At 63.8% G+C, this 20,613-nt stretch carries 15 protein-coding genes and 2 tRNA genes; 10 read left to right on the top strand and 7 right to left on the bottom strand.

Annotation, left to right across the window (positions count from 1 at the left end):
* Positions 1 to 239: 239 nt before the first annotated feature.
* Together H570_RS0109600 and uvrB are read right to left on the bottom strand one after the other, a co-directional pair.
* Positions 240 to 314 (bottom strand) — tRNA-Val (locus H570_RS0109600).
* Between the two features lie 309 nt (positions 315 to 623).
* Complete coding sequence (uvrB, locus tag H570_RS0109605) at positions 624 to 2,657, bottom strand: excinuclease ABC subunit UvrB (RefSeq protein WP_027080548.1); 2,034 nt, start codon at positions 2,655 to 2,657, stop codon at positions 624 to 626.
* Positions 2,658 to 3,001: 344 nt separating this feature from the next.
* Between uvrB and H570_RS0109610 the strand changes: the two genes are divergently transcribed.
* The 3 genes from H570_RS0109610 to H570_RS0109620 all read left to right on the top strand — a co-directional run bounded on the left by H570_RS0109610 (position 3,002) and on the right by H570_RS0109620 (position 5,166).
* Positions 3,002 to 3,553: a GspH/FimT family pseudopilin gene (locus H570_RS0109610; RefSeq protein ID WP_169447759.1), complete on the top strand. Its 552-nt coding sequence runs from the start codon at positions 3,002 to 3,004 to the stop codon at positions 3,551 to 3,553.
* A 78-nt stretch (positions 3,554 to 3,631) separates the two neighbouring features.
* Positions 3,632 to 3,708: transfer RNA gene (locus H570_RS0109615), tRNA-Asn, on the top strand.
* A gap of 261 nt (positions 3,709 to 3,969) precedes the next feature.
* On the top strand, positions 3,970 to 5,166 hold the full coding sequence (locus tag H570_RS0109620) for a tyrosine-type recombinase/integrase (RefSeq protein ID WP_027080550.1): 1,197 nt from the start codon (positions 3,970 to 3,972) through the stop codon (positions 5,164 to 5,166).
* Positions 5,167 to 5,615: 449 nt separating this feature from the next.
* On the opposite strand, the gene H570_RS0109625 is transcribed toward H570_RS0109620, so the two are convergent.
* Positions 5,616 to 6,620, bottom strand: coding sequence for an oxidoreductase (locus tag H570_RS0109625; RefSeq protein WP_027080551.1), 1,005 nt, complete (start codon positions 6,618 to 6,620; stop codon positions 5,616 to 5,618).
* Between the two features lie 651 nt (positions 6,621 to 7,271).
* Between H570_RS0109625 and H570_RS18595 the strand changes: the two genes are divergently transcribed.
* Both H570_RS18595 and H570_RS0109635 read left to right on the top strand, forming a co-directional pair.
* The gene (locus H570_RS18595) at positions 7,272 to 7,628 is read left to right on the top strand and encodes an SPW repeat domain-containing protein (protein ID WP_051176272.1); all 357 of its coding nucleotides are present in this window, start codon (positions 7,272 to 7,274) and stop codon (positions 7,626 to 7,628) included.
* A gap of 67 nt (positions 7,629 to 7,695) precedes the next feature.
* Entirely contained in the window at positions 7,696 to 8,115 is a 420-nt protein-coding gene (locus H570_RS0109635) for a hypothetical protein (RefSeq protein WP_027080553.1), read from the top strand.
* 207 nt (positions 8,116 to 8,322) lie between these two features.
* Here H570_RS0109635 and H570_RS17095 read toward each other — a convergent pair whose 3' ends face one another.
* From H570_RS17095 to H570_RS0109660, 4 genes are all read right to left on the bottom strand, one after another.
* A complete protein-coding gene (locus H570_RS17095) occupies positions 8,323 to 9,918 on the bottom strand; it encodes an MFS transporter (RefSeq protein ID WP_051176273.1) in 1,596 nt (531 codons plus the stop codon).
* The gene (locus H570_RS0109645) at positions 9,918 to 11,027 is read right to left on the bottom strand and encodes an HlyD family secretion protein (RefSeq protein WP_027080554.1); all 1,110 of its coding nucleotides are present in this window, start codon (positions 11,025 to 11,027) and stop codon (positions 9,918 to 9,920) included. Before H570_RS0109645 ends, H570_RS17095 begins: the two co-directional genes overlap by 1 nt.
* Before the next feature lie 47 nt (positions 11,028 to 11,074).
* Complete coding sequence (locus tag H570_RS0109650; RefSeq protein ID WP_245559584.1) at positions 11,075 to 12,043, bottom strand: bestrophin family protein; 969 nt, start codon at positions 12,041 to 12,043, stop codon at positions 11,075 to 11,077.
* 496 nt (positions 12,044 to 12,539) lie between these two features.
* The gene (locus H570_RS0109660) at positions 12,540 to 13,289 is read right to left on the bottom strand and encodes an SDR family NAD(P)-dependent oxidoreductase (RefSeq protein ID WP_027080556.1); all 750 of its coding nucleotides are present in this window, start codon (positions 13,287 to 13,289) and stop codon (positions 12,540 to 12,542) included.
* Positions 13,290 to 13,598: 309 nt separating this feature from the next.
* Between H570_RS0109660 and H570_RS0109665 the strand changes: the two genes are divergently transcribed.
* From H570_RS0109665 to H570_RS17100, 5 genes are all read left to right on the top strand, one after another.
* Complete coding sequence (locus H570_RS0109665) at positions 13,599 to 14,420, top strand: alpha/beta fold hydrolase (protein ID WP_027080557.1); 822 nt, start codon at positions 13,599 to 13,601, stop codon at positions 14,418 to 14,420.
* Between the two features lie 164 nt (positions 14,421 to 14,584).
* The gene (locus H570_RS0109670) at positions 14,585 to 15,028 is read left to right on the top strand and encodes an acyloxyacyl hydrolase (RefSeq protein ID WP_027080558.1); all 444 of its coding nucleotides are present in this window, start codon (positions 14,585 to 14,587) and stop codon (positions 15,026 to 15,028) included.
* Positions 15,029 to 15,533: 505 nt separating this feature from the next.
* A complete protein-coding gene (locus H570_RS0109675) occupies positions 15,534 to 16,454 on the top strand; it encodes an MBL fold metallo-hydrolase (RefSeq protein WP_027080559.1) in 921 nt (306 codons plus the stop codon).
* Positions 16,455 to 16,701: 247 nt separating this feature from the next.
* Positions 16,702 to 17,304 (top strand): NAD(P)H:quinone oxidoreductase, encoded by a 603-nt coding sequence (wrbA, locus tag H570_RS0109680; protein WP_027080560.1) that lies wholly within the window; start codon positions 16,702 to 16,704, stop codon positions 17,302 to 17,304.
* A 342-nt stretch (positions 17,305 to 17,646) separates the two neighbouring features.
* Entirely contained in the window at positions 17,647 to 20,562 is a 2,916-nt protein-coding gene (locus H570_RS17100) for a winged helix-turn-helix domain-containing protein (RefSeq protein ID WP_084500036.1), read from the top strand.
* Positions 20,563 to 20,613 lie beyond the last annotated feature (51 nt).

The following is a 20,613-nucleotide window of genomic DNA, read 5'->3' on the forward strand; positions in this document are numbered from 1 at the left end:
ATTGGAAGCGGCATTCTCGTGGGAGCGGCGCAAGCCGCGATGCCTTGCCGGCATGCCGTAGCGGCTTGCGCCGCTCCCACGGTGTTGTCCGGGCAATAAAAAAAGCGCCTCGCGGCGCCTGGATCGTCAGCCCCGTGAGGTTTCAGCGATGGGCGATGGTAGTGTCCATGTCGCACGCTCGGCTCGCGTTGACCGCGGCCACCTCGAATCATCTTGCGCCAATATGCCACGCCGCAGCGTGGTGGGCGGTACAGGGTTCGAACCTGTGACCCCTACCATGTCAAGGTAGTGCTCTACCGCTGAGCTAACCGCCCGAAGGGGTGCGAATTCTAGCCCGCGGGTCCGCCGGTGCACAAGCGAAGCCGGTCGCCGGCGGGCGAAGGTCGCCCCTGCGTCGGGCCGCCGCCAGGTCCCTGGCAACTGTCTCCGTCGCAGGCTCCCGGCGCTCGCCAAGGGCACCGGCCCCAATCTGAGCCCGGGCGACGACCGGAAACCACAATGCGCCGCGCGGGAGCGACAGAAGCCACGCGCTTTTGCGGACTGCGCCGAATCCGCTGCCCCCGCCCGCGTGGAAATGACGATCAGGGTTGCCGAGACCCCTTGCCGGGCCGCCAAGGCCGCGATCAGCCCGCCAGCATCGCGTCTTTCAGCCGGCGGATGCGGTCGCGTACCTGCGCGGCCTCCTCGAACTCCAGGTCGCGCGCGTGCTGGTACATCTGCTGCTCCAGCACCTTGAGCTGCGCCGTGGCCTGGGCCGGGTCGAGCGCGGCGTAATCCTCGCTGGCCTCGGCGACCTGGCGCTGCCTGCCGCGGCTCTTCTTCTCGGTGGAGGGATCGGGGCGCGCACCTTCCATGATGTCGACGATGTTCTTCTGCACCGACTGCGGGGTGATGCCGTGCTCGGTGTTGTACTCGACCTGCTTGGCGCGGCGACGGTCGGTCTCGTCGATCGCCCGCTTCATCGAATCGGTGATCCGGTCCGCATACAGGATCGCCTTGCCGCGGAGGTTGCGGGCGGCGCGGCCGATGGTCTGGATCAGCGAGCCGGTCGAACGCAGGAAGCCTTCCTTGTCCGCGTCGAGGATCGCCACCAGCGACACCTCGGGCATGTCCAGGCCCTCGCGCAGCAGGTTGATGCCGACCAATACGTCGAACTTGCCCAGCCGCAGGTCGCGGATGATCTCGACGCGCTCGACCGTGTCCACGTCCGAGTGCAGGTAGCGCACGCGGACATCGTGCTCGCCGAGGTAATCGGTGAGGTTCTCGGCCATGCGCTTGGTCAGCGTGGTGACCAGCACGCGGTCGCCCATCGCCACGCGCAGGTTGATCTCCCCGAGCAGGTCGTCGACCTGGGTCGCCACCGGGCGGATCTCCACCTCCGGGTCGATCAGGCCGGTCGGGCGCACCACCAGCTCCACCACCTGCCCCTGCGACTTCTCCAGCTCGTACTCGCGCGGGGTGGCCGAGACGAAGATCGTGCGCGGCGACCGGCCTTCCCACTCCATGAACTGCAGCGGCCGGTTGTCGAGCGCCGACGGCAGCCGGAAGCCGAATTCCACCAGCGTTTCCTTGCGCGACCGGTCGCCCTTGTACATCGCGCCGATCTGCGGGACGGTCACGTGCGACTCGTCGACCACCAGCAGCGCATCGGGCGGCAGGTAGTCGAACAGGCACGGCGGCGCCTCGCCGGGCATGCGCCCGGTCAGGTGCCGCGAGTAGTTCTCGATGCCGTTGCAGTAGCCGACCTCGGCCATCATCTCCAGATCGAACTGGGTGCGCTGCTGCAGCCGCTGCGCCTCGACCAGCTTGTTCTGCGCGTAGAACTGCTCCAGCCGCTGCGGCAGCTCGTCCTTGATCGCGTTGATCGCGTCGAGCACGGTGCGGCGCGTGGTGACGTAGTGCGATTTCGGATAGATCGTGTAGCGCGGCAGCGTGCGCAGGGTTTCGCCGGTGAGCGGATCGAACAGGGTCAGCTTCTCGATCTCGCCGTCGAACAGCTCCATCCGCAGCGCCTCGGAATCCGATTCCGCGGGATGCACGTCGATGACCTCGCCGCGCACCCGATAGGTGCCGCGGCGCAGCTCGGTGTCGTTGCGGCTGTACTGCATCTCGGTCAGGCGCCGGATCAACTCGCGCTGGTCGATGCGCTCGCCGCGCACCATGTGCAGCACCATCTTGAAGTACTCGTTGGGATCGCCGAGGCCGTAGATCGCCGACACCGTGCAGACGATGATCGCGTCGCGCCGCTCCAGCAGCGCCTTGGTCGCCGACAGCCGCATCTGTTCGATGTGTTCGTTGATCGAGCTGTCCTTGTCGATGAACGTGTCCGACGACGGGATGTAGGCCTCGGGCTGGTAGTAGTCGTAGTAGCTGACGAAGTACTCGACCGCGTTGTGCGGGAAGAACGCCTTGAACTCGCCGTACAGCTGCGCCGCCAGGGTCTTGTTCGGCGCCATCACCAGGGTCGGCTTCTGCACCTGCTGGATCACGTTGGCGATGGTGTAGGTCTTGCCCGAGCCGGTCACGCCCAGCAGCGTCTGCCTTGCCAGGCCGCTCTCGAAGCCCTCGACCAGCTTCTCGATCGCCTGCGGCTGGTCGCCCGCCGGTTCGTAGGGGGCGACGAGCTGGAAGCTGGCGGGATGGAGGGCGTCGGACATGGGGTTGGGGGCGGGAGGCGGATCGGCCAGTCTAGCGAGTCCACGGATATGGGGCCGCACGGCTGATGGGCAACCACCTATTGCAGCGCAAAGGATCATGACCACGTGTCTCAAAGCTCCCAGGGCTGGAACAGCGCGTCCGGAGGCAACTGATCGCGCATCCGGCAGGCGCTCCCGGCCGTGGCCGCCCGCGCGGCAGCCCGCTTGCTGCGCCGGCCCTGCGCCCGCCGCGGAGAATTCCGACACGGATCTCAGGCTTCCCCCACGGAAGCCCGCCAGCACCACCGATATCCGCCCCTCGACGCACCTCCTAACCTGTCCGTTCCACAGGCATGGAGCCAAACATGAACCGCAAGGAAGCAGGTTTTTCCCTGATTGAACTGGTCGTCACGCTCTCCGTGATGGCGATCATCCTGACGATCGCCCTGCCCTCTTTCGCAGCCATGGTGCAGAGGTCCCGCGCGTCCAGCACCTACCACCTGCTCACCACATCCTTTGCCGCGGCTCGGTTGCAGGCGGTCAAGGACAATGCGCCGGTGACCGTCTGCCCCAGTAGCGATGGACGCACATGCCGGGACGACATGATCTGGAGCAACGGCTGGATCCTTTACCAGGATCCCGGCCAAGATGACCAGCCGCGGACCGCAGACATGGTGATCCAAAGGTTCGAGGGCCTTGACGACAGCTTGCAGCTCAGGAGTACGGCCGGCCGCAAGCGCGTGCGTTTCCAATCCACCGGCTGGGCCTTCGGCAGCAACCTGAGCGTCCGCCTTTGCCACACGGGGGAGAATGAGAGCGAATTCCTGGGCAGCGTCATCGTCAACAACGCCGGCAGGGCCCGGACCGAACGCCAGCGTGAGCCCACGCGCTGCCCGTTCATCGCCGAAGCCGGGTAGGCCGTCACAGCCGATCGCAGGTTCCTTTGCAGGTCCTTGCTTGACCCGGGCGCTCCACCGCCTAAAATACCCGTCCCCGCCCGAATAGCTCAGCTGGTTAGAGCACTTGACTGTTAATCAGGGGGTCGCTGGTTCGAGTCCAGCTTCGGGCGCCAGATTGCTGTACACGGGTGTTCGCCAACATCCGGCATCGGATCGAAAGGTCCGGTAAAAACAAGCAGATACGAGATTCTGATGCCCGCGGATGTCCACCGACGTCCGCGGGCATCGTCGTCTGGTGTGAGTAGATTTGTGAGTAGATTTGCTGCCCGCAACGGGGCGGACAGCAATCGCTCAGCCGGCGGCCAGGTTGTAGTCGTCTCTCCACGGTGTGTGTCCACTGTTGCGGCCCATCCGCAGCCGATAGAACGTCGGAGATGAAGCTCTCCGACACACGAATCCGTGCACTCAAGCCTCGCGACAGGATCTATCGCTTGGGCGATGGGCATGGACTGTGCCTGGAGGTTGCCCCCTCAGGCGCCAAGCTCTGGCGCTACCGCTATCGGTGGGCAGGCAAGCCCACGATGCTGTCATTGGGTGCCTACCCGGGCGTTGGCCTGGCAGAAGCTCGCAGGAGAGTCCTGGAGCTTCGAGAGCTCCTCGCCTCAGGGGTCGATCCGGGAGAGGAGCACCGCAAACCCAGGCAGCTCCAGGCAGCCACCAGCGCCAGCCGATTCGAAGCTGTCGCGCGATCGTGGCGTGAGAGCAAGGCACCCCACCTCAAACCGAAAACGCTGGTGAAGCTCGATGCCATCCTCGATCGTGACCTCATCCCAAGCCTTGGCAAGATTCCCATTGGGGAACTGGCCACTCCCGAGGTCGTGGCTGCGCTCGAAGAGATTTTGGATCGTGCACCGCATATGGCGCAGAAGGCACGTAGCTACCTGAACCAGATTGTCGAATTCTCGATCCGGAAGGGACTTCGCAAGGACGGGCACACTCTGACCCTCCGGGGAGTCATTCGCCTCCCCAAATCGAAGGGTCTTCCTGCTGCCATCGACGAGGATTCACTTCGAGAAGTAATGCGGGTTGTCCATGACCACCCGGACAGGATGATCAGGACGGCCCTGCAACTGCAGGCCTACACCGCATTGCGACCCAGCAACGTCGTCTCGGCCCGTTGGTCGGCCATCAATCTGGAAAAGGCAATCTGGCGAATTCCAGGCGAACAGATGAAAACAGGAGAAGACCATGATCTTCCCCTTCCACGTCAGGCCGTCGAGCTTCTCAGGGTCGCCGAGAAATGGCGTCGGGGCGGTAACAAGGCTGACTGGATGTTTCCGGCCATAGCCGAGCGCCAATCGCAGCACATGCATCGCGACACCTTGAGTAAGGCATTGCGAACGAGTGGATTGCAAGGCAGGCATGTTCCTCACGGATTTCGCGCGTCGTTCCGAACTTTGGCGCGCGAGGAACTCGACATTGACATTGATGTCCTGGAGGCGCAGCTGGCTCATTCGGTAGGGGATGCAACCCAGCGCGCTTATAACCGGGCACGACATCTCAAGCGACGCGCCAAAGCATCCCAGTTCTGGGCCGACTATCTGGATGGCCTGGTGAAAGGCCAGAAATGACAGGACACAAAGCGTAAATACAACTCTCGGGGTTCAGAAAATTCCTACACCACGATGCGTTGCGGTCCGACTGACTGCAACGTCATCGGCCGACAACACCGCACCGGTCAGCAACGCCTGATCCCCGCGTCCTGCTGCCGGTCATCCAGACAGGCGGGGCCGCAGGGACGCGGCGCTGCTGGCGCACCTGATGCGGATCGTTGCATCACTGTCAGGGGATTTTCCATGCCCAAATTCGATGTAACGATCGAACTTGAAAAGCTGCCTATCGGGCGTGACACCTGCTGGTCTGCACCCTCCCTCGGCGCGAGTACAAGTGATTTCCATGGAATTCACTTGGCGCTACGGCGTCTGGAGGGATACGGAAAAGTTCAGATCCTCGAGGAGGATGTCGGGACAGATTTCCCGCAGGGCCAAGTTCGTCGAATTACATTCCTGCGCCTCTCATTTCATACAGCAACAGGTCCGACACCGAAGATGCCCAACAGCGATTCGCTCATCCTCCAAAGACGCCTTGCTGCCTCCAGGTCGATGGCGTAAGGGGCCACCCCGTAGACTCGTCTCCCATCCCGCGATACCTCCCCTGTATCGAGCGCGGCGATATCCGAGTCGCGGCAGAAGACGCCGCCCATGCCGGCAAGCTGTTGACTCACCGCGCACCATACGTGCGTGGCCGCGCCCTGAGCGATCGACTTCATGTCTCTATCCGGATCAATCACCGGCTCTCCATCTCGACCGAGGTAGCCTGCCTCTTTCAGCTGTTCGATCGGAATATGTTTGGACAAGCCGGTAACGATTCCTCCCGGGTGCAGGGAAAACGAACGGATCCCGTCGTCGCGCCCGAGGCGATCTACTTCGACGCAGAACAGGATGTTGGCTGTCTTCGATTGCCCATAGGCAATCCAGCCGTCATATGCGCGCCGCTCGAAGTTGATGTCGTCCCACACGATGTCCGACAGGTGATGCCCGAGGGACGAAACGGACACCACGCGCGCGCCACCCGCCCGGCGCAGCGCTGGCCAAAGACGGTTGGTCAGCTGGAAGTGACCCAGGTGGTTTGTCGAAAGCTGTAACTCGTTGCCGCGCGCATCCCGCTCCAGGCGCGTCGAGGCCATGATGCCGGCATTGTTGACCAGGATGTCCACCGCCAACCCGGACTGCACGATCGCGCGGGCAAATGCGTCGATGGAATCGGGGTCTGTCAGGTCCATGCGCCCGACTTCGATGCGTCCGCCGATTTCCGCGATGGCGCGTCGTGCCCGATCGACCGAGCGAGCCGGAACGATGACCCTGGCACCGGCTTCCGACAGCGTCCTTGCCGCTTCGAGCCCAAGGCCGGCATGCCCTCCGGTGACGATCGCGAGTCGCCCGGTCAGATCTCTACCGCGTATGACATCCAGCGTAGTGCTGTGGGCGGTATGACCGCTTCCCAATGGTTTCTGCGGCGTGTGCATTGTCTACTCCAAAGTCATCGGCCACGCGGACGATTCCGTTACCGGTCTGGCCCGATCAAAACGAAGTTGCATGGCGGGGATCGGCGACAGCCGTCCGAAGCCTATATCCGGCTGGAGCATGCGATAGCGCCTCCGGCGACCACACAGTGTTTCCTGTTCCGGGACAGTGACCGCCCGATCAGGTCGGTGCGCGCGGGCATCCGGGAGTTTGGCGGCAACAGATTGCGCACAACGCGTGTCACCCGGCATCCGCATTCAACACACGCAGGGCGTTGGTCATGATCGCTCGCCGCGTAGAGCCGCACTCAATTCGCACGGGATCGCACGCTTGAACATTGCGAGAGCGTCTACGGAAATGCAGGAAATCTGTTCCGCAACATCGTACTCGGGCGGCAATGGGACCGGCGCTGGCTGGAGTTCTACGAAGCCGCGCCTTGCCGCCACGGTGACGGCGTGGATACGGCACGCCTGCCTTTCTGGATTGTCCCTCCAGACACAACACCGCGAAGCCGGCGACGAGTCTTCCGGCACTACGGATTCCTGCCTAGTGTGAAAAAGCGGCATGGGGTACGGGTCGCATGGCCCTTGTCATGTGTCCCAACAGCACGCCGCTCCCTCACACCCTGGAGAAGAATCGTGAACTCGAATGCCTTGAACAAGACCTCCGCCACAACGACGGAGTCCTGGATCGACTGGACCAACCTGGTGCTCGGCGCCGTCCTGATCGTTTCACCCTGGATCGGATTGGGCGGCAGCGGATCGGTCGCGGCGAATGCCGTGGTCTGCGGCTTCGTTGTCGCCTGCGCTGCCGGTGTAGCCCTTGCCAAACCCTCGCTGGGTGCGGAAAGGACGAACGCATGGGTGGGCGTGTGGCTGCTGGCCGCCCCCTGGGTCCTCGCATTCTCCGGCAATGCAGGTGCCACGTGGACCAGCATCACCATTGGCCTCGCCATCACCTGTTTCGCCGGGATCCAGGTCACCCGGCTGAAGCGTTCCGCGCGCGGCTGACGCCGTTCGCGAATGCAGGCCACAGTTCTGCGGCCAGACAACCCCTTCATCGCGAGAATTTCAAACCATGTCCAACAACCACAATCCAGAAATCCTGGAGTTCATCGATGTGCTGGCTGAAACCGGCAGTCACTACCGCATGGAGGCGATGGAAGGCCTTTACCTCGACGACCTCGGCTTCCTGGTGCTCACGCCACAGGGCGATATCGCACGCTTCTCGAAGACGGAGATGCTCGAGGAGTTCAGGAGCCGCCGCGACGCCGGCGAGCCACCGCTGTCGACCGAGAAGCGCGTCCTGCACGTCGAAGAACAGGGCGACCAGGCAACCGCCGTCCTGTATCGGCGAATGAGCCAGCAGGCGGATCCTGCACTCTACGAACTGCGCCTGCGCAAGGTCGACGGAAAATGGCTGGTGGCGGGAGAGACCGTCCTTCCCTGGCCCGACCTGGCCTCGGCAAGGGGGTTCCTGCCGCCGCGCACGAAGTAGTCCATCGTCGACAGCCAATTTCGCCCCGGATCGGGATCCGCCCGCTCGCTCGCTCGCTCGCGATGCAGGATGGATCCCTTTCCGGGGATTCTTCACCCAACTACTCAACTGCTCCCGGATCAGTACTCGCCCCTTTCCTGCACGCGCACTGACCAATCCCCGGTCCAAGCCAGCTGCGCCACAGTCCGGAAGTGTGGGATCCGCCGACTACGCCGGTTGCGAACGCCGCCTCTGCGCCCGTTCCAGTACGATCCTGATCGCCACCAGCACGGGGATGGCGACAAGGAAGAACGCGCCGAGCCCGAGGAACAGCTCGTCGAAAGCGCGCGCGGCTGACTGCCTGCCCAGCGCCCGCGCCAGGACGGCCAGCGCGGCGACGGGACCTTGCGATGCATCGACGCCATGCGCGACCAGCGCGCTGGCCAGCGCCGCCCTGCTCGTCTCGACAGCGGGCCGGCCGGCCACCAGGTATTGCGAGAGCACGGTCATGTGCGCCGGCACCCGCCATTCCAGCCAGCTGAGCACGAATGCCGACCCCGCCAGGCCACCGACCTGCCTGCCCAGGTTGAACAGGGCAACGCCATGGGCCTTGAGTCCTTGTTTGACGTGACCGAGGGTCAGCATGGTGAGCGACATGAACAGCGCACCCATCCCAAGTCCGCGGCACCAGGTGGCGACTGCAAGTTCGCTGCGGCCGCTGTCCGGCGTGGCGTGCGAAAGCAGCCACATGCCGGTCATGAACAGCACGATGCCCACCGGGATTGGCAGTTCCACCCGCGCCCGCGTGTACTGGATCACCAGTCCTGCCGACAGCAGGCCAAGCGCCACCATGATCGAACTGGACAGCGTGATCTGGCCGACATGCACGGGCGCCAGCTGCAGCACGTTCGCGGCAAACAGCGAGATCGCCGACGCGCTTCCGAAGAGTACGAAACCGGCCGCAAAGGTTGCACAGAATCCGAACGAGAACCGCGCGTCCCTGAACACGGCAGTCGAAAACAACGGCGCCTTTGAGCGCGCCAACGCCAGAACCAGCCCGGCGAATGCCAGCAGCGTCCACAAGCAGGCGTCGACGAAGTCCGGATCGTCGAACCAATCGTAGCGCGCACCCTTTTGAAGCACGTAGACGAATCCGGTCGTCGCCAGCGCCAGCAGCACGCAGACACCGGCGCCGGGGAGCCGCGTCGACCGATCCGGCCGATCCTGCCCACCCGCGATCGCCAGCACGCCGCTACCGAGCATGCCAATCGCGCCGGACAGCAGAAAGAGCAGCTGCCAGGCATGCGCGTCCGTCGACCAGCCATGCAATGCCGGTGCGATCGTGGTGGGGAGCACGACGATCGGCAGGGCGAGCAACGCCTGAAGCAACGGCTGGCGCCGTGTGGGCTGCAGCGCGAACACCAGCGACTGCCCGGTGACCAGCAGCAGGCCGCCAAGCGCACCCTGCGCCACTCGGCATGCCACCGCCGACCAGAACGCATCTGCCGTCAAGCCCAGCGCAGCCGTGGCCAACGCAAGCCCCAAGCTCGCTGCAAGCAGCACGCGCCATGGACCGAACCGCTCCGCCAGCCGCGGCGACAGCGCGAACGCGGTGATCTTCGCCGCCAGGTAGGCGATGTTCAGCCACGCGATCTCATCAGGAATCGCGGCAAAGCTTCCTGCCACCGCACCGCGGTTCACCACCAGCAGGGTGCTGTTGATGCCATCCAGCGCCAGCATCGTGACGAAGGCCGCCACGCAGGCGGCTGCCCGGATTGCCCCGAATCCGTCGGCGGGCGGATCGGACGGCGGCGGCGCGTACATCAGTCTTCCTGCACGCGTGCAAGCCCGCTGCTGCCTTCATCCGTGCCCCCCTGCTTGCGCAGGGCGATCGTGACCTCGGCCGACAGACCGGCATAGAGCTTGCCTGCGAGGGGGTGGCCGCTATCAAGCACGATCTTCACCGGTACCCGCTGCGGGATCTTGGTGAAGTTGCCTGTTGCGTTGTCCGGTGGGATCAGTGCGAACTGGGCGCCGCTGCCTGGTGCGATGCTCTCGACGGTTCCAGCGATTCCAACATCGGGATACATGTCTACTTTCACTGTCGCCCGGTCACCGATGCGCACATCTGTCAGCTGCGTTTCCTTGAAGTTGGCGACCACCCAGACGTCCCGCAGCGGCACCAGCGAAAGTGCTGGCGCGCCAGGCGACACGTAGCGACCGACGCGGATCTGGCGGTTTGCCACCACGCCGTCGATGGGGGCTGTGATCACGGTATGCCGCAGCGCATTGGACGCGAGCCGCTGCGCAGCCCTGACCTGCTCAAGTGCGGAATCCAATTCCAGCCGCTGTGCCTTGAGCACCTCGCGCCGGCTCGCCTCGGCCCGTTGCCTAGCCGCGGCCGCTTCGGTGGCGGCGACAGCCTTCAGGCGCGCGGTCTCGGCGGCGTCATACGCCTGTCGGCTCACGAGGCTACGTTCGACAAGCGCCTTGTACCTGCGTGCATCCAGCGCGGTACGACGGGCTTCAACTTTCGCGGCTTCGACGTCGGCAGCCACCTGTGCGATGACCGCTCCCTGTAAACCAATCTCGCGGTCGATCCGCGCCAAACCGCGCACCTGCCGCTCCACCCCGGCGGCTGCTTCGCTCATCCGAGCGCGATAGTCTGACTCATCGATTCTGAAGAGCACCTGCCCGCGCTTGACGGCCTGGTTGTCGTCGACCAGCACCTCCGACACGTAACCGGCAACCTGCGGCGCGACCGTGGTGATCTCTCCGCGCGTGTAGGCATTGTCGGTCGCAACCGAGGCACCGCTGCTCAGCCAGTGGCATATCGCGAACCAGGAAAAAAGGACCGCAAGCGCCGAGCATGACGCGACGAGGAGGAGGCGGACTCGACGCCTGCGGTCGGGGGAAGGGGCATGGGAGGTCATGTGATGGGTCTCTTGTAAGGATCGACGTGCCGCGCCCGCGTCATCGCTCAAAGAACGACATGCTTTCCGCCGTCGAGCCGCGGCAGGTTGATCTCGCCGAGCATTTCCTTGAGGTCGATCTCGATCTCGCGGCACAACCGGGTGATCGGCACGTCGTTGGAGCCACCCTCGAAGGGATTTGCCGTGCTCTCACCGACCTGGTCGAGCGAGGTGTACATCCACGAAATCAGCACGCTCAGCGGGATCGCCAGCCAGACCATGTTTCCGGCCATGAAGCCGCTGACGACGCCATTGAGCTTCTCGAGCTCCTGGATCAACCCCAGTGGCAGCAGCACGCACAGGATCCTGACGAAGATCATGTTGACAATCGCGTACTGCCGCGGGTACGGGAAGTCCTTGATCAACTCGCTGCTGCATTGCTGCCCGTGCAGGTCGCCGATCGCGCTTTGCAGCCGTGCGGAGGCGCCAGGGTCGATGGCACCGCGATCCAGCGCATCGCGGATCGCCATGCCCTGAAGACTCAGTACGCGCGCGGCCCTGTTGCTGGCGACGAGGATCTGGGCGACCTCCTCGCAGGGCACGTACATCATCAGTTCGTCCTCCAGCGATGCTTCCTTCTCTGGCACTGTGTACGACCGCTGGTACTCGACGTTGTTCGCCTTGTCGATCGTCTCCCACGGCTTGCGCTGCCGCATCGCATAGCGCAGCGCGGTGAGCCAGGCGAAATGCCGGTAGATGAGCTTCTTCGACTCCTCGGGATCTCGTACCAGGTCGCGGCACATCGTGCCCCAGCCTCGGCTCTTGGCCACGATCGCCATCCAGGCCTGCTGCGACGCCCAGTACCTTCCATAGGTCTGCGTGCTCTTGAAGCCGGCCATCAGCGCCACGGCGGTACCCAGCAACAGGACCACCCCCCAGGGCATGACCAGCCACTTGATCCCGAGCACCTCGTAGAAGAACACGGGGATCGTGGCCACGACGACCAGCGCGTAGATCGAACGCCGGGTCCAGAACACGAACTCAGTGAATCTGTAGGACCTACCCGCAAGCATGGCGGCTCTCCGGTGCTTCGGCATGATCGATGCCGATGAAAGGCTCCGCGAGGAGCTCCTCACGGTTGCGTTCGCCGGAGCTCTCCAACACCTGGTTGCCGATGAGCGCTGCACTACCGATGGCGACAGTTCTCATATCGGACCCTTTGCATCTCTTGTGATTGGAGAACACCGGACTACGGGACAACCGGGAAGGAAGTCATCGGGAACACGGCCCGGATGCTAGGGAGCACTACCGATCATGGGTAGACCCGAGCCGGTGTGCGCGGTGTTGTCCAGCGCGCACCAATCGTCATGCAATCCGCGGCGTCCGGACGCCCTTGGCGCCTGGCAGCTGCGCGCGCACGGCTCGCAACCGCCCTATTCCTCGACCGGTGACTCGAAAGGCGATGCCCGGCTCCCGGAAGAGCCAGAGCGCGGGTACGCGTTGTTGCACGACTGGCAGCAATCGGGTCCCGGCCTACAACAGCGCCATACCGCCATCGACGCGCAGGTTGACGCCATTGACGAAGCTGCTGGCATCGGAAGCCAGGAACAGTGCCGCGTCTGCCAGTTCACCTGGCCTGCCCAGTCGGCCCAGCGGAATTTCCTCAGCAACGGCCTGCTCGAATGCATCTCGCCCTTCTGGCGGAATGCCGAGCTTAGCCAGGATCTGGGTGTCCACAGGCCCGGGGCTGAGCACGTTGACACGGATTCCGCGTGACTTGAGCTCGATTGCCCAGCTTCTTGCGAACGCGCCGATCGCTGCCTTCGATCCGGCGTACACCGCATGACCGTCGAGCACCTTCTCGGCTGCGATCGAGCCGGTAACGATGATCGATCCTCCGTCACGCATGATCGGGGCCATTTTCTGCACGCCAAAGAACACGCCCCGCGCATTGACCGAGAACTGAGCGTCGTACTCCTCCGGCGAGACCTGCGCGGAATGGTTGATCGTGTTGATGCCGGCGTTAGCCATGTAGATGTCCAGTGCACCGAACGTCGCATGAATGTGCGCGGCAACCGCTTCGTGATGCTCGATGCTGGCCACGTCGCCCTGGATTCCCAGCGCGCCGGTGCCGATCCTGGCCACTGCTTCGTCGATCGCCTTCCTGCGTCTGCCGGTGATGATGACCTGAGCGCCTTCGGCGGCGAAGCGCCTGGCCGCTGCCAAACCAATGCCGCTGTTGCCGCCCGTGATCAGCGCAACCTTTCCAGTGAGGGTTTTCATTGCATTCGCTCCAGTCCAGGGGGGCGCTCTCCGCCGCACCCGGTAATCGTCAGGGGCGCTCACCTTATGGAGCCTGCGGAAGAGGAAACAGACGGCAGCGGAATACATCGCGTTGACCTGCGCGCACCAATAGCCGTGCGTCACGGACCACGCGTTTCCGGCACACAGATTGATGCTGCCGGTTCAACACAGTGCACAACGCCAAATGCCTACCGACCATGCATGGCTGCGCGTAGCGTTTGGCCGCGAGTTCGAACGCGCCGTGGAAGCCCATCCAGGCACCACTTTCCCCAACACAGGATCCCCGACATGACATCCATCATCACCAAAGACGGTACCGAGATCTTCTACAAGGACATGGGACGTGGTCAGCCCATCGTCTTCCACCATGGCTGGCCGCTCTGCAGCGACGACTGGGATGCGCAGCTGTTGTTCTTCCTCGAGCAGGGCTACCGCGTCATTGCCCATGACCGTCGCGGACACGGGCGCTCCAGCCAGAGCGCGAACGGCAACAACATGGATACCTACGCTGCCGACGTCGCGGCACTGGCCTCGCGCCTGGACCTTCGGGATGCGATTCACATCGGTCACTCCACGGGTGGCGGCGAAGCCGCGCGTTACGTTGCACGCCATGGAGCCGACCGGGTTGCCAAGCTCGTTCTGATCGGTGCGGTGCCCCCGCAGATGGTCAAGACCGAGGCGAACCCCGGTGGCTTGCCCATCGAGGTCTTCGACGACCTTCGCGCACAGCTCGCAGCCAGTCGCGCCGGCTTCTACTGGGACTTTCCGGTCCCGTTCTACGGCTTCAACCGCGACGGGAATCCGCTGTCGGAACCCGTCCGGCAGAACTGGTGGCGGCAGGCAATGCTCGGCGGCGCGAAGGCACAGTACGACTGCATCCAGGCCTTCTCCGAGACCGACTTCACCGACGACCTGCGTGCGATCTCCGTACCGACGCTGGTGATGCACGGCGACGATGACCAGATCGTTCCGATCGCGGACTCGGCGCTGCTGTCGGCCGAACTCCTCCGCAACGCGACGCTGAAGGTCTACCCGGGCCTGCCCCACGGCATGTGCACGACGCATGCCGAGACCATCAATCGCGACTTGCTCGCCTTCATCCGCAGCTGAAAGAAGCGACCGCACCGGCGTCCCGTGCGCCGGTGCGGCTCCGCGGAGCATTCACCGTGACACGCCCTCAACTCCCGTCAACGCCTGCCCCCCGCTCGCGGCATTGCAGAGCCCGCGGAGCGCATGTCCTTCTGCTGCTCGGATTCACGGCGTTCTTCGCACCAGTGACGCAAGCGGCGGACTTTGCGATCGAGGCCGGGCAAAGCTGGAGTGGAAAGTCCGAGCTTGGCTCCACCCACGCGGTCTTCATCCAGATCGGCTCAGGTCATCACCACCCCGTGCTTCGGGGCAAGCTGCAGGTCCAACCCATCGTCACGGCCGGGATCGTGGCGGGTCGCGACCAAGGCAGTCATCGCCGCGACGCCTGGCTCGCCGGCGCCGGCTTGCGCGTCACGCGGTCCAGCCATGGCAGGGAACACTGGTTCTGGGAGTCCTGCGTGCTCGCATCGTCAGGGGATACTCCATCGCTGTCCGGACACCTCCAGTTTGCCAATGGCTTCGGCTATGCGCATGGATCATGGGAGTTGAAAGTCAGGCATATCTCCAATGCTGGACTTCGCGAGCCGAATCATGGCGAGACAATGCTGCTCCTGGGCTACTCCTTCTAGCCATGCCTACCCTTCGATCTCTGGATGCTCCGGATTAAGAATTGGCAACTTGCACTTCAGGTCTGATGACGCGACAAGCCGGCTATGCGTGTTCTATGCGCATGCGCCTACGAGCTCCCAGCTCTTCCACGACGACCCATGATCTTTAGGTAGAACTTTATCGATGGCCCGCGAGCGGGAGCGAGTCGCTCCTCGCGATCATCCATCCCTACCATCCGTTGGTGCGGAACGGGCAACAGCCTGAGCCTGCGCATGGCGCTACCGCACCTGGACCACGCTCAATAGTCTAATTCCCGCACGGCACGGCGCCGTGTTCGAGTCCGTTGCCCGATGGCAATGGATACCGTTCAGCCGAAACGCAGCGTGATCTCAGGTCGGACGTTCCCCCAGACATAGAGCGTGCCCGGAGACCCTGGCAACAGCGCCGTTCAGATGGGATCGATTCGGACTCGCAAGTCCAGATCACTCTCGCTGCCGACCGGCAAACTATCGTGGAGACGCCAACATGTTCAGCGTGGAAAATGCAGCAACCCCGAAGCCGTCCGCCCTTGATGAACTCGTTCCATCGCGGTACGCGTTAACGGTTGGGGATATCGATGTACTCGTGGTCAGCGACGGCGTCTTGCCGCTACCCACGAAGATGCTGGGCCACAACGCCAAGCAGGTCGAGCGCGACAAGTGGTTTGATGGGATGTATCTGCCCCGGGACGCCTTCGATTGGGCCCTGAATGCAATGCTGGTGCGCAGTGCCGATCATACGATTCTGATCGATGCTGGTCTTGGTACGGATCCGGACCTCCATCTGCCGCGCGCCGGCCAGCTGATCGGACGCTTGGGCGCAGCCGGCATTGACCTGACGGAAGTGACTGACGTGGTGATCACCCACATGCATATGGATCATATCGGCGGTTTGCTTCTCGATGGAATCAAGGAGCGTCTGAATCCGAACCTCCAGATTCACATCGCCGCCTCTGAAGTGGAGTTCTGGAAGTCTCCGGATTTCACGCGCACGAATATGCCGGACGGATTTCCGGATGCGTTGCGCGCCACTGCGAAGAAGTTCTGGGCGGAGTACAGCGAGTACATACGCACCTTTGATGACGAGCGTGAGGTGGCTCCTGGAGTTCGCGTGCGCCGTACAGGCGGTCACACTCCCGGCCACAGCGTGGTGCGGATCGAGTCAAATGGTGAAGCACTGACCTTCGCCGGGGACGCGGTATTCGCGGTCGGATTCGACCAGCCGACTTGGCACAATGGATTCGAACACGACCCGGAAGAGGCGGCGCGCGTTCGCATCGGATTGCTCAAGGACCTGGCCGGCACGGGAGAGCTCCTGGCTGCAACGCACCTGCCATTCCCGTCGATCGGACATGTGTCTGCCGATGGGGAAGTCTTCCGTTGGGTGCCGGCCTTTTGGGACTTCTGACCGCGCTTGAAGCCTCGGTCTGATACAGGGCCAGGTCTACTTCCTGCTGAACGAATCAGCCGGAGGTGGGCCTGGCGTTGCATTGAACATGCCCATGTTCCAGAGGCGAGGTCGATGCTGCTCCGTTTCGGCCATTCCCGGAGCTTCATTGTTTCAATGCAGGAATCATCTCGATTCCCGGAATCACGCTAGCCGGCCTCTCCTGGCCTCGGCTACTTTCGAGCCCCCTAAAGAATCGGAGAAGACCATGGCGAAGGTCCTCGTGCTTTATTACTCTTCATATGGACATATCGAACAGATGGCGGAAGCGGTCGCGGAAGGCGCTCGCGCCGCTGGCACTTCGGTAGACATCCGGCGAGTACCAGAACTCGTCCCCGAGAGCGTTGCCATCGCATCCGGCTACAAGCTCGACCAGAAGGCGCCGGTCGCGGAGGTCGACGAACTCATCGATTACGACGCAATCATCATCGGCACTGGTACGCGCTATGGCCGCATGCCTTCGCAGATGGCCAGCTTCCTCGACCAGACCGGCGGCCTGTGGGCGCGAGGCGCCCTGAACGGGAAGGTCGGATCCGCTTTCACTTCCACCGCCACACAGCATGGTGGCCAGGAGACCACCCTGATGGGGATTCACACCAACCTGCTGCATTTCGGGATGGTGTGCGTCGGGTTGCCGTACAGTTTCCAGGGTCAGATGCGGCTTGACGAAGTGACCGGTGGTACGCCCTATGGTGCGACAACGATCGCTGGCGGCGATGGGTCCCGGCAGCCGACAGAGAACGAGCTCGAGGGCGCGCGCCACCAAGGTCGCCTGGTAGCCGAACTGGCCACCAAGCTCGCTGCTGGTTGATCTCGCCGGCCGCACACAGTGCGGGCTCGAGGCCAGTTCGTGGCGCGAGGACAACGAGTTCTGGCTTGAAAGTGAAGTAGCGCCTCAACCCCGCCGCTCTGTTCGAGCTTGCGCACAATTACATGGAGCGAAACACCCCACTGATCGGATAGCGACATCCACCAGACGCCCGGCCCCCGCGGCCGGCAGCACCTGCCCTGCGTTCCGATGATGCGAAGCGGCAGGCCTGGTGGTTTAATTGCGAATCAGGCACGACGTGGCCTGCCGTGCTCGAACCATTGATTCGATCGAGTTGCCTTACGATGGCACCGGGGCCATGAGGCGAGCCACAGGCGCTCAATCATGCAAGCACAGTCCAAGGATCCATCCGATTCTCCGCCGCCCCCAGCCGACGGCCCGGCATCCGGCGACGTTTGCTTGCGGTTTGGCTCCTTTGTCCTCTGGGAGAACCAGCGCCGGCTTGAGTCGTCCGGCCAACCGGTGCGATTGGGACCTCGTTCGTTCGATTTGCTATTGCAGCTGATCAAGCGGGCCGGCGAACTGGTCAGCAAGGAAGAATTGCTATCCGCCGTCTGGACCGGCGTCGTGGTCGAGGAAGCCAGCGTCCGGGTGCACATGTCCCTGCTTCGAAAAGCCCTGGGCGAGCCCGATGCCAGCGACGGTTGCAAGGAATGGATCACCAACGTCCCGCTGCGAGGCTACCGGTTCAATGGACGGGTTGTTCGTGAACTGACCGACTCCCCGGCCACGGCTTTGACGCGACCGCACGCTCCGCTGGCGAAGTTGCCTGTGCGTCTGACCGAACTCATCGGGCGCGAAGCCGACGTGGGCGATGTCCTGGCGTCACTCGAAGGACACCGGCTGGTCACGATCGTCGGTGCCGGCGGCATCGGCAAGACCAGCGTTGCGATCCGCGCCGCGGAGCATTGCCAACAGAAGCCGGCCATGCAGGTGGCCTTCATCGATCTTTCTCCATTGATCTCGCCAGACCACGTGCTCGGCACCATTGCGAGGTCGCTGGGCGTCGCAGCCGACTTGCCCGACCCCCTCCAGGGCATCATCCAGAACCTCGCTGGACGCGATGCGCTGCTGCTGATCGACAACTGCGAACACGTCGTGGATGCGCTCGCGCTTCCGATCACGCGCCTGCTGACGGCCCTGCCCGGCCTGAGCATCCTTGCGACCAGTCGGGAACCGCTGCGCGTCTCGGGCGAGTACGTCCAGCGCCTGTCCGCGCTCGCCGTCCCCGATGCCGAGAACGTCACGCTTGCACAAGCACTGCACTGGCCCGCAGTCGAACTGCTCATCGAACGGGCCAAGGCCGCCGGCGCTGGAGGGTTCGAGGAATCGGATGGCCCGCTGCTCGCCAGGATTTCGCGCCAACTCGACGGCATTCCCCTGGCCATCGAACTGGTGGCCGCACGCCTCGGCGTCCAGTCCGCCGGCAGCCTTGCCCTCAGGCTGGATGACCACATGCGGCTTCTCTCCATCGACAGCCGGGCGGCGCTTCCGCGCCACAGGTCGCTTGCGGCGGCACTCGATTGGAGCATTGCCCTGCTGGATGAAAACGAGTCGCGGGTCTTCCGCCGGCTATCGGTCTTCAGGGGCCGCTTCAATGTCGAATCCGCGCTTGGCGTCGCCGCTGGCGACATGGACCCGGACGTTGCGTTCGACGCGTTGATCTCGCTGGCCAACAAGTCGCTGGTGTCCTTCGATGGCAACGATGCCATCGCGCCATATCGCCTGCTTGATACAACCAGAAGCTACGCAGCTTCGCTGCTTGCGCAGAGCGATGAGCATCCGGCATTGCTGCGCCACCATGCGATATTCATGCTTGACCTGATGAAGGCCGCGACGGCGGATTTGCCAAACCTCACGGCGCACGATTGGGGCGACCGGTATGCCCATCACCTGGATGACGTGCGCTCTGCGCTTGAGGCCTGCCTGGCTGACCCATCGGATGCAAGGACTGCCGCGGCACTGGTCACGTCGTCGGCGCCCTTGTGGTTCCACGTATCCCAGGTCGCCGAGTATCGCGACAGGGTCGAAGCGGCGCTCGAACTGATCGATCAGCAGCCGGATCCGGATAGGGAGACGGAGACCTGGCTATTGAACGCGTTGATCATCGCGCTACTGCACACGGACGTCCTGAACCCCGATCTGGCTACGGTCTCCGACCGCGCCCTTGCCGGCGCATTGGCAGCCGAGTCGCGCGTACTGGAACTGCAGGTCCGCTGGGGGCGGTGCACGCATGACATGTTCCGCGGCGAGTACGTCGCAGCGCTTCAGCAGTCGGCAACGCTGCTTGCGATTGCGAAATCGTGGTCCGACCCCGCTGCACTCAATCTCGCCCACCGCGTGAGCGCGATGGCGAATCATTTCTGCGGCAACTTTGCCGCGGCAAAGCAGCACTGTGAAACGTCTCTGCAATTGAGCGGCGGCGCCGGTCGCACGCGCACCAACATGGTCGGGGTGGACCCGGCCGTCGCGGCGAAGGCGATGCTGGCACGGACGCTCTGGATCCAGGGAAAAACGGCGAAGGCCCTGGAGACTGCAAGCGATGCGGTGGCCCGCGCCGAATCGTCCGGGCATGCCGTCTCTCTGTGCGCCGCACTTTACGGTGCCTGCCCCGTCGCCCTGTGGTCGGGCGAACTCGAGCTTGCCGGCAAGTGGATCCGGGTGATGACGGACGAAGCACAGCGCAAGGGGTTGGTGGGTTGGCTCCGATACGCCGACTGGTACTCCCAGGGCCTGCAGCTGCGCACCGCCCAGGATTCCGCCCTCCATGTCCGTGATGTGTCCGCCCAGTTCGCGAGCTACGACGCGCCTCGCAGGGAGATGCTCGTAACGTTCTGTACCGACTGGGTCGACGACGGGATGGTTGCGCGGCTCTCGCTCGGGGAAGGCCTGTGGAGTGCCGCGGAAGTCTGGCGTGCCCTTGGTCGGAAAAGCGAGCTGCGGGGGATGACCGATGAAGCCGAAGGTTTCTACCTCCGGGCGCTCGAAACCTCGAGGCAGCAAGACGCAAAGGCCTGGGAATTGCGAGCCAGCTTGAGCTTGGCAAGGATGTGGGCGCACCTGGACCGACCGCAACAGGCGCTGCAACTGCTTGAGCAGACGTGCGCGAACGCCCCCGACCAGGACGACCCGGCGATCACACAGGCCTGCGGGTTGCGTGACGAGATCGCCCGAAGCCTGCCTTTGGGCCAGGACAGCACCCGGATTGCAGCAGATCCGCCCCACGCCGACGGCGGTTGAAGCCACGAGCCCTTGTCGTGCCCGTGCTGGATTCGATCCAGCGGCGGAAAA

Source organism: Luteimonas mephitis DSM 12574 (assembly GCF_000422305.1).
Taxonomy (GTDB): Bacteria; Pseudomonadota; Gammaproteobacteria; order Xanthomonadales; family Xanthomonadaceae; genus Luteimonas; species Luteimonas mephitis.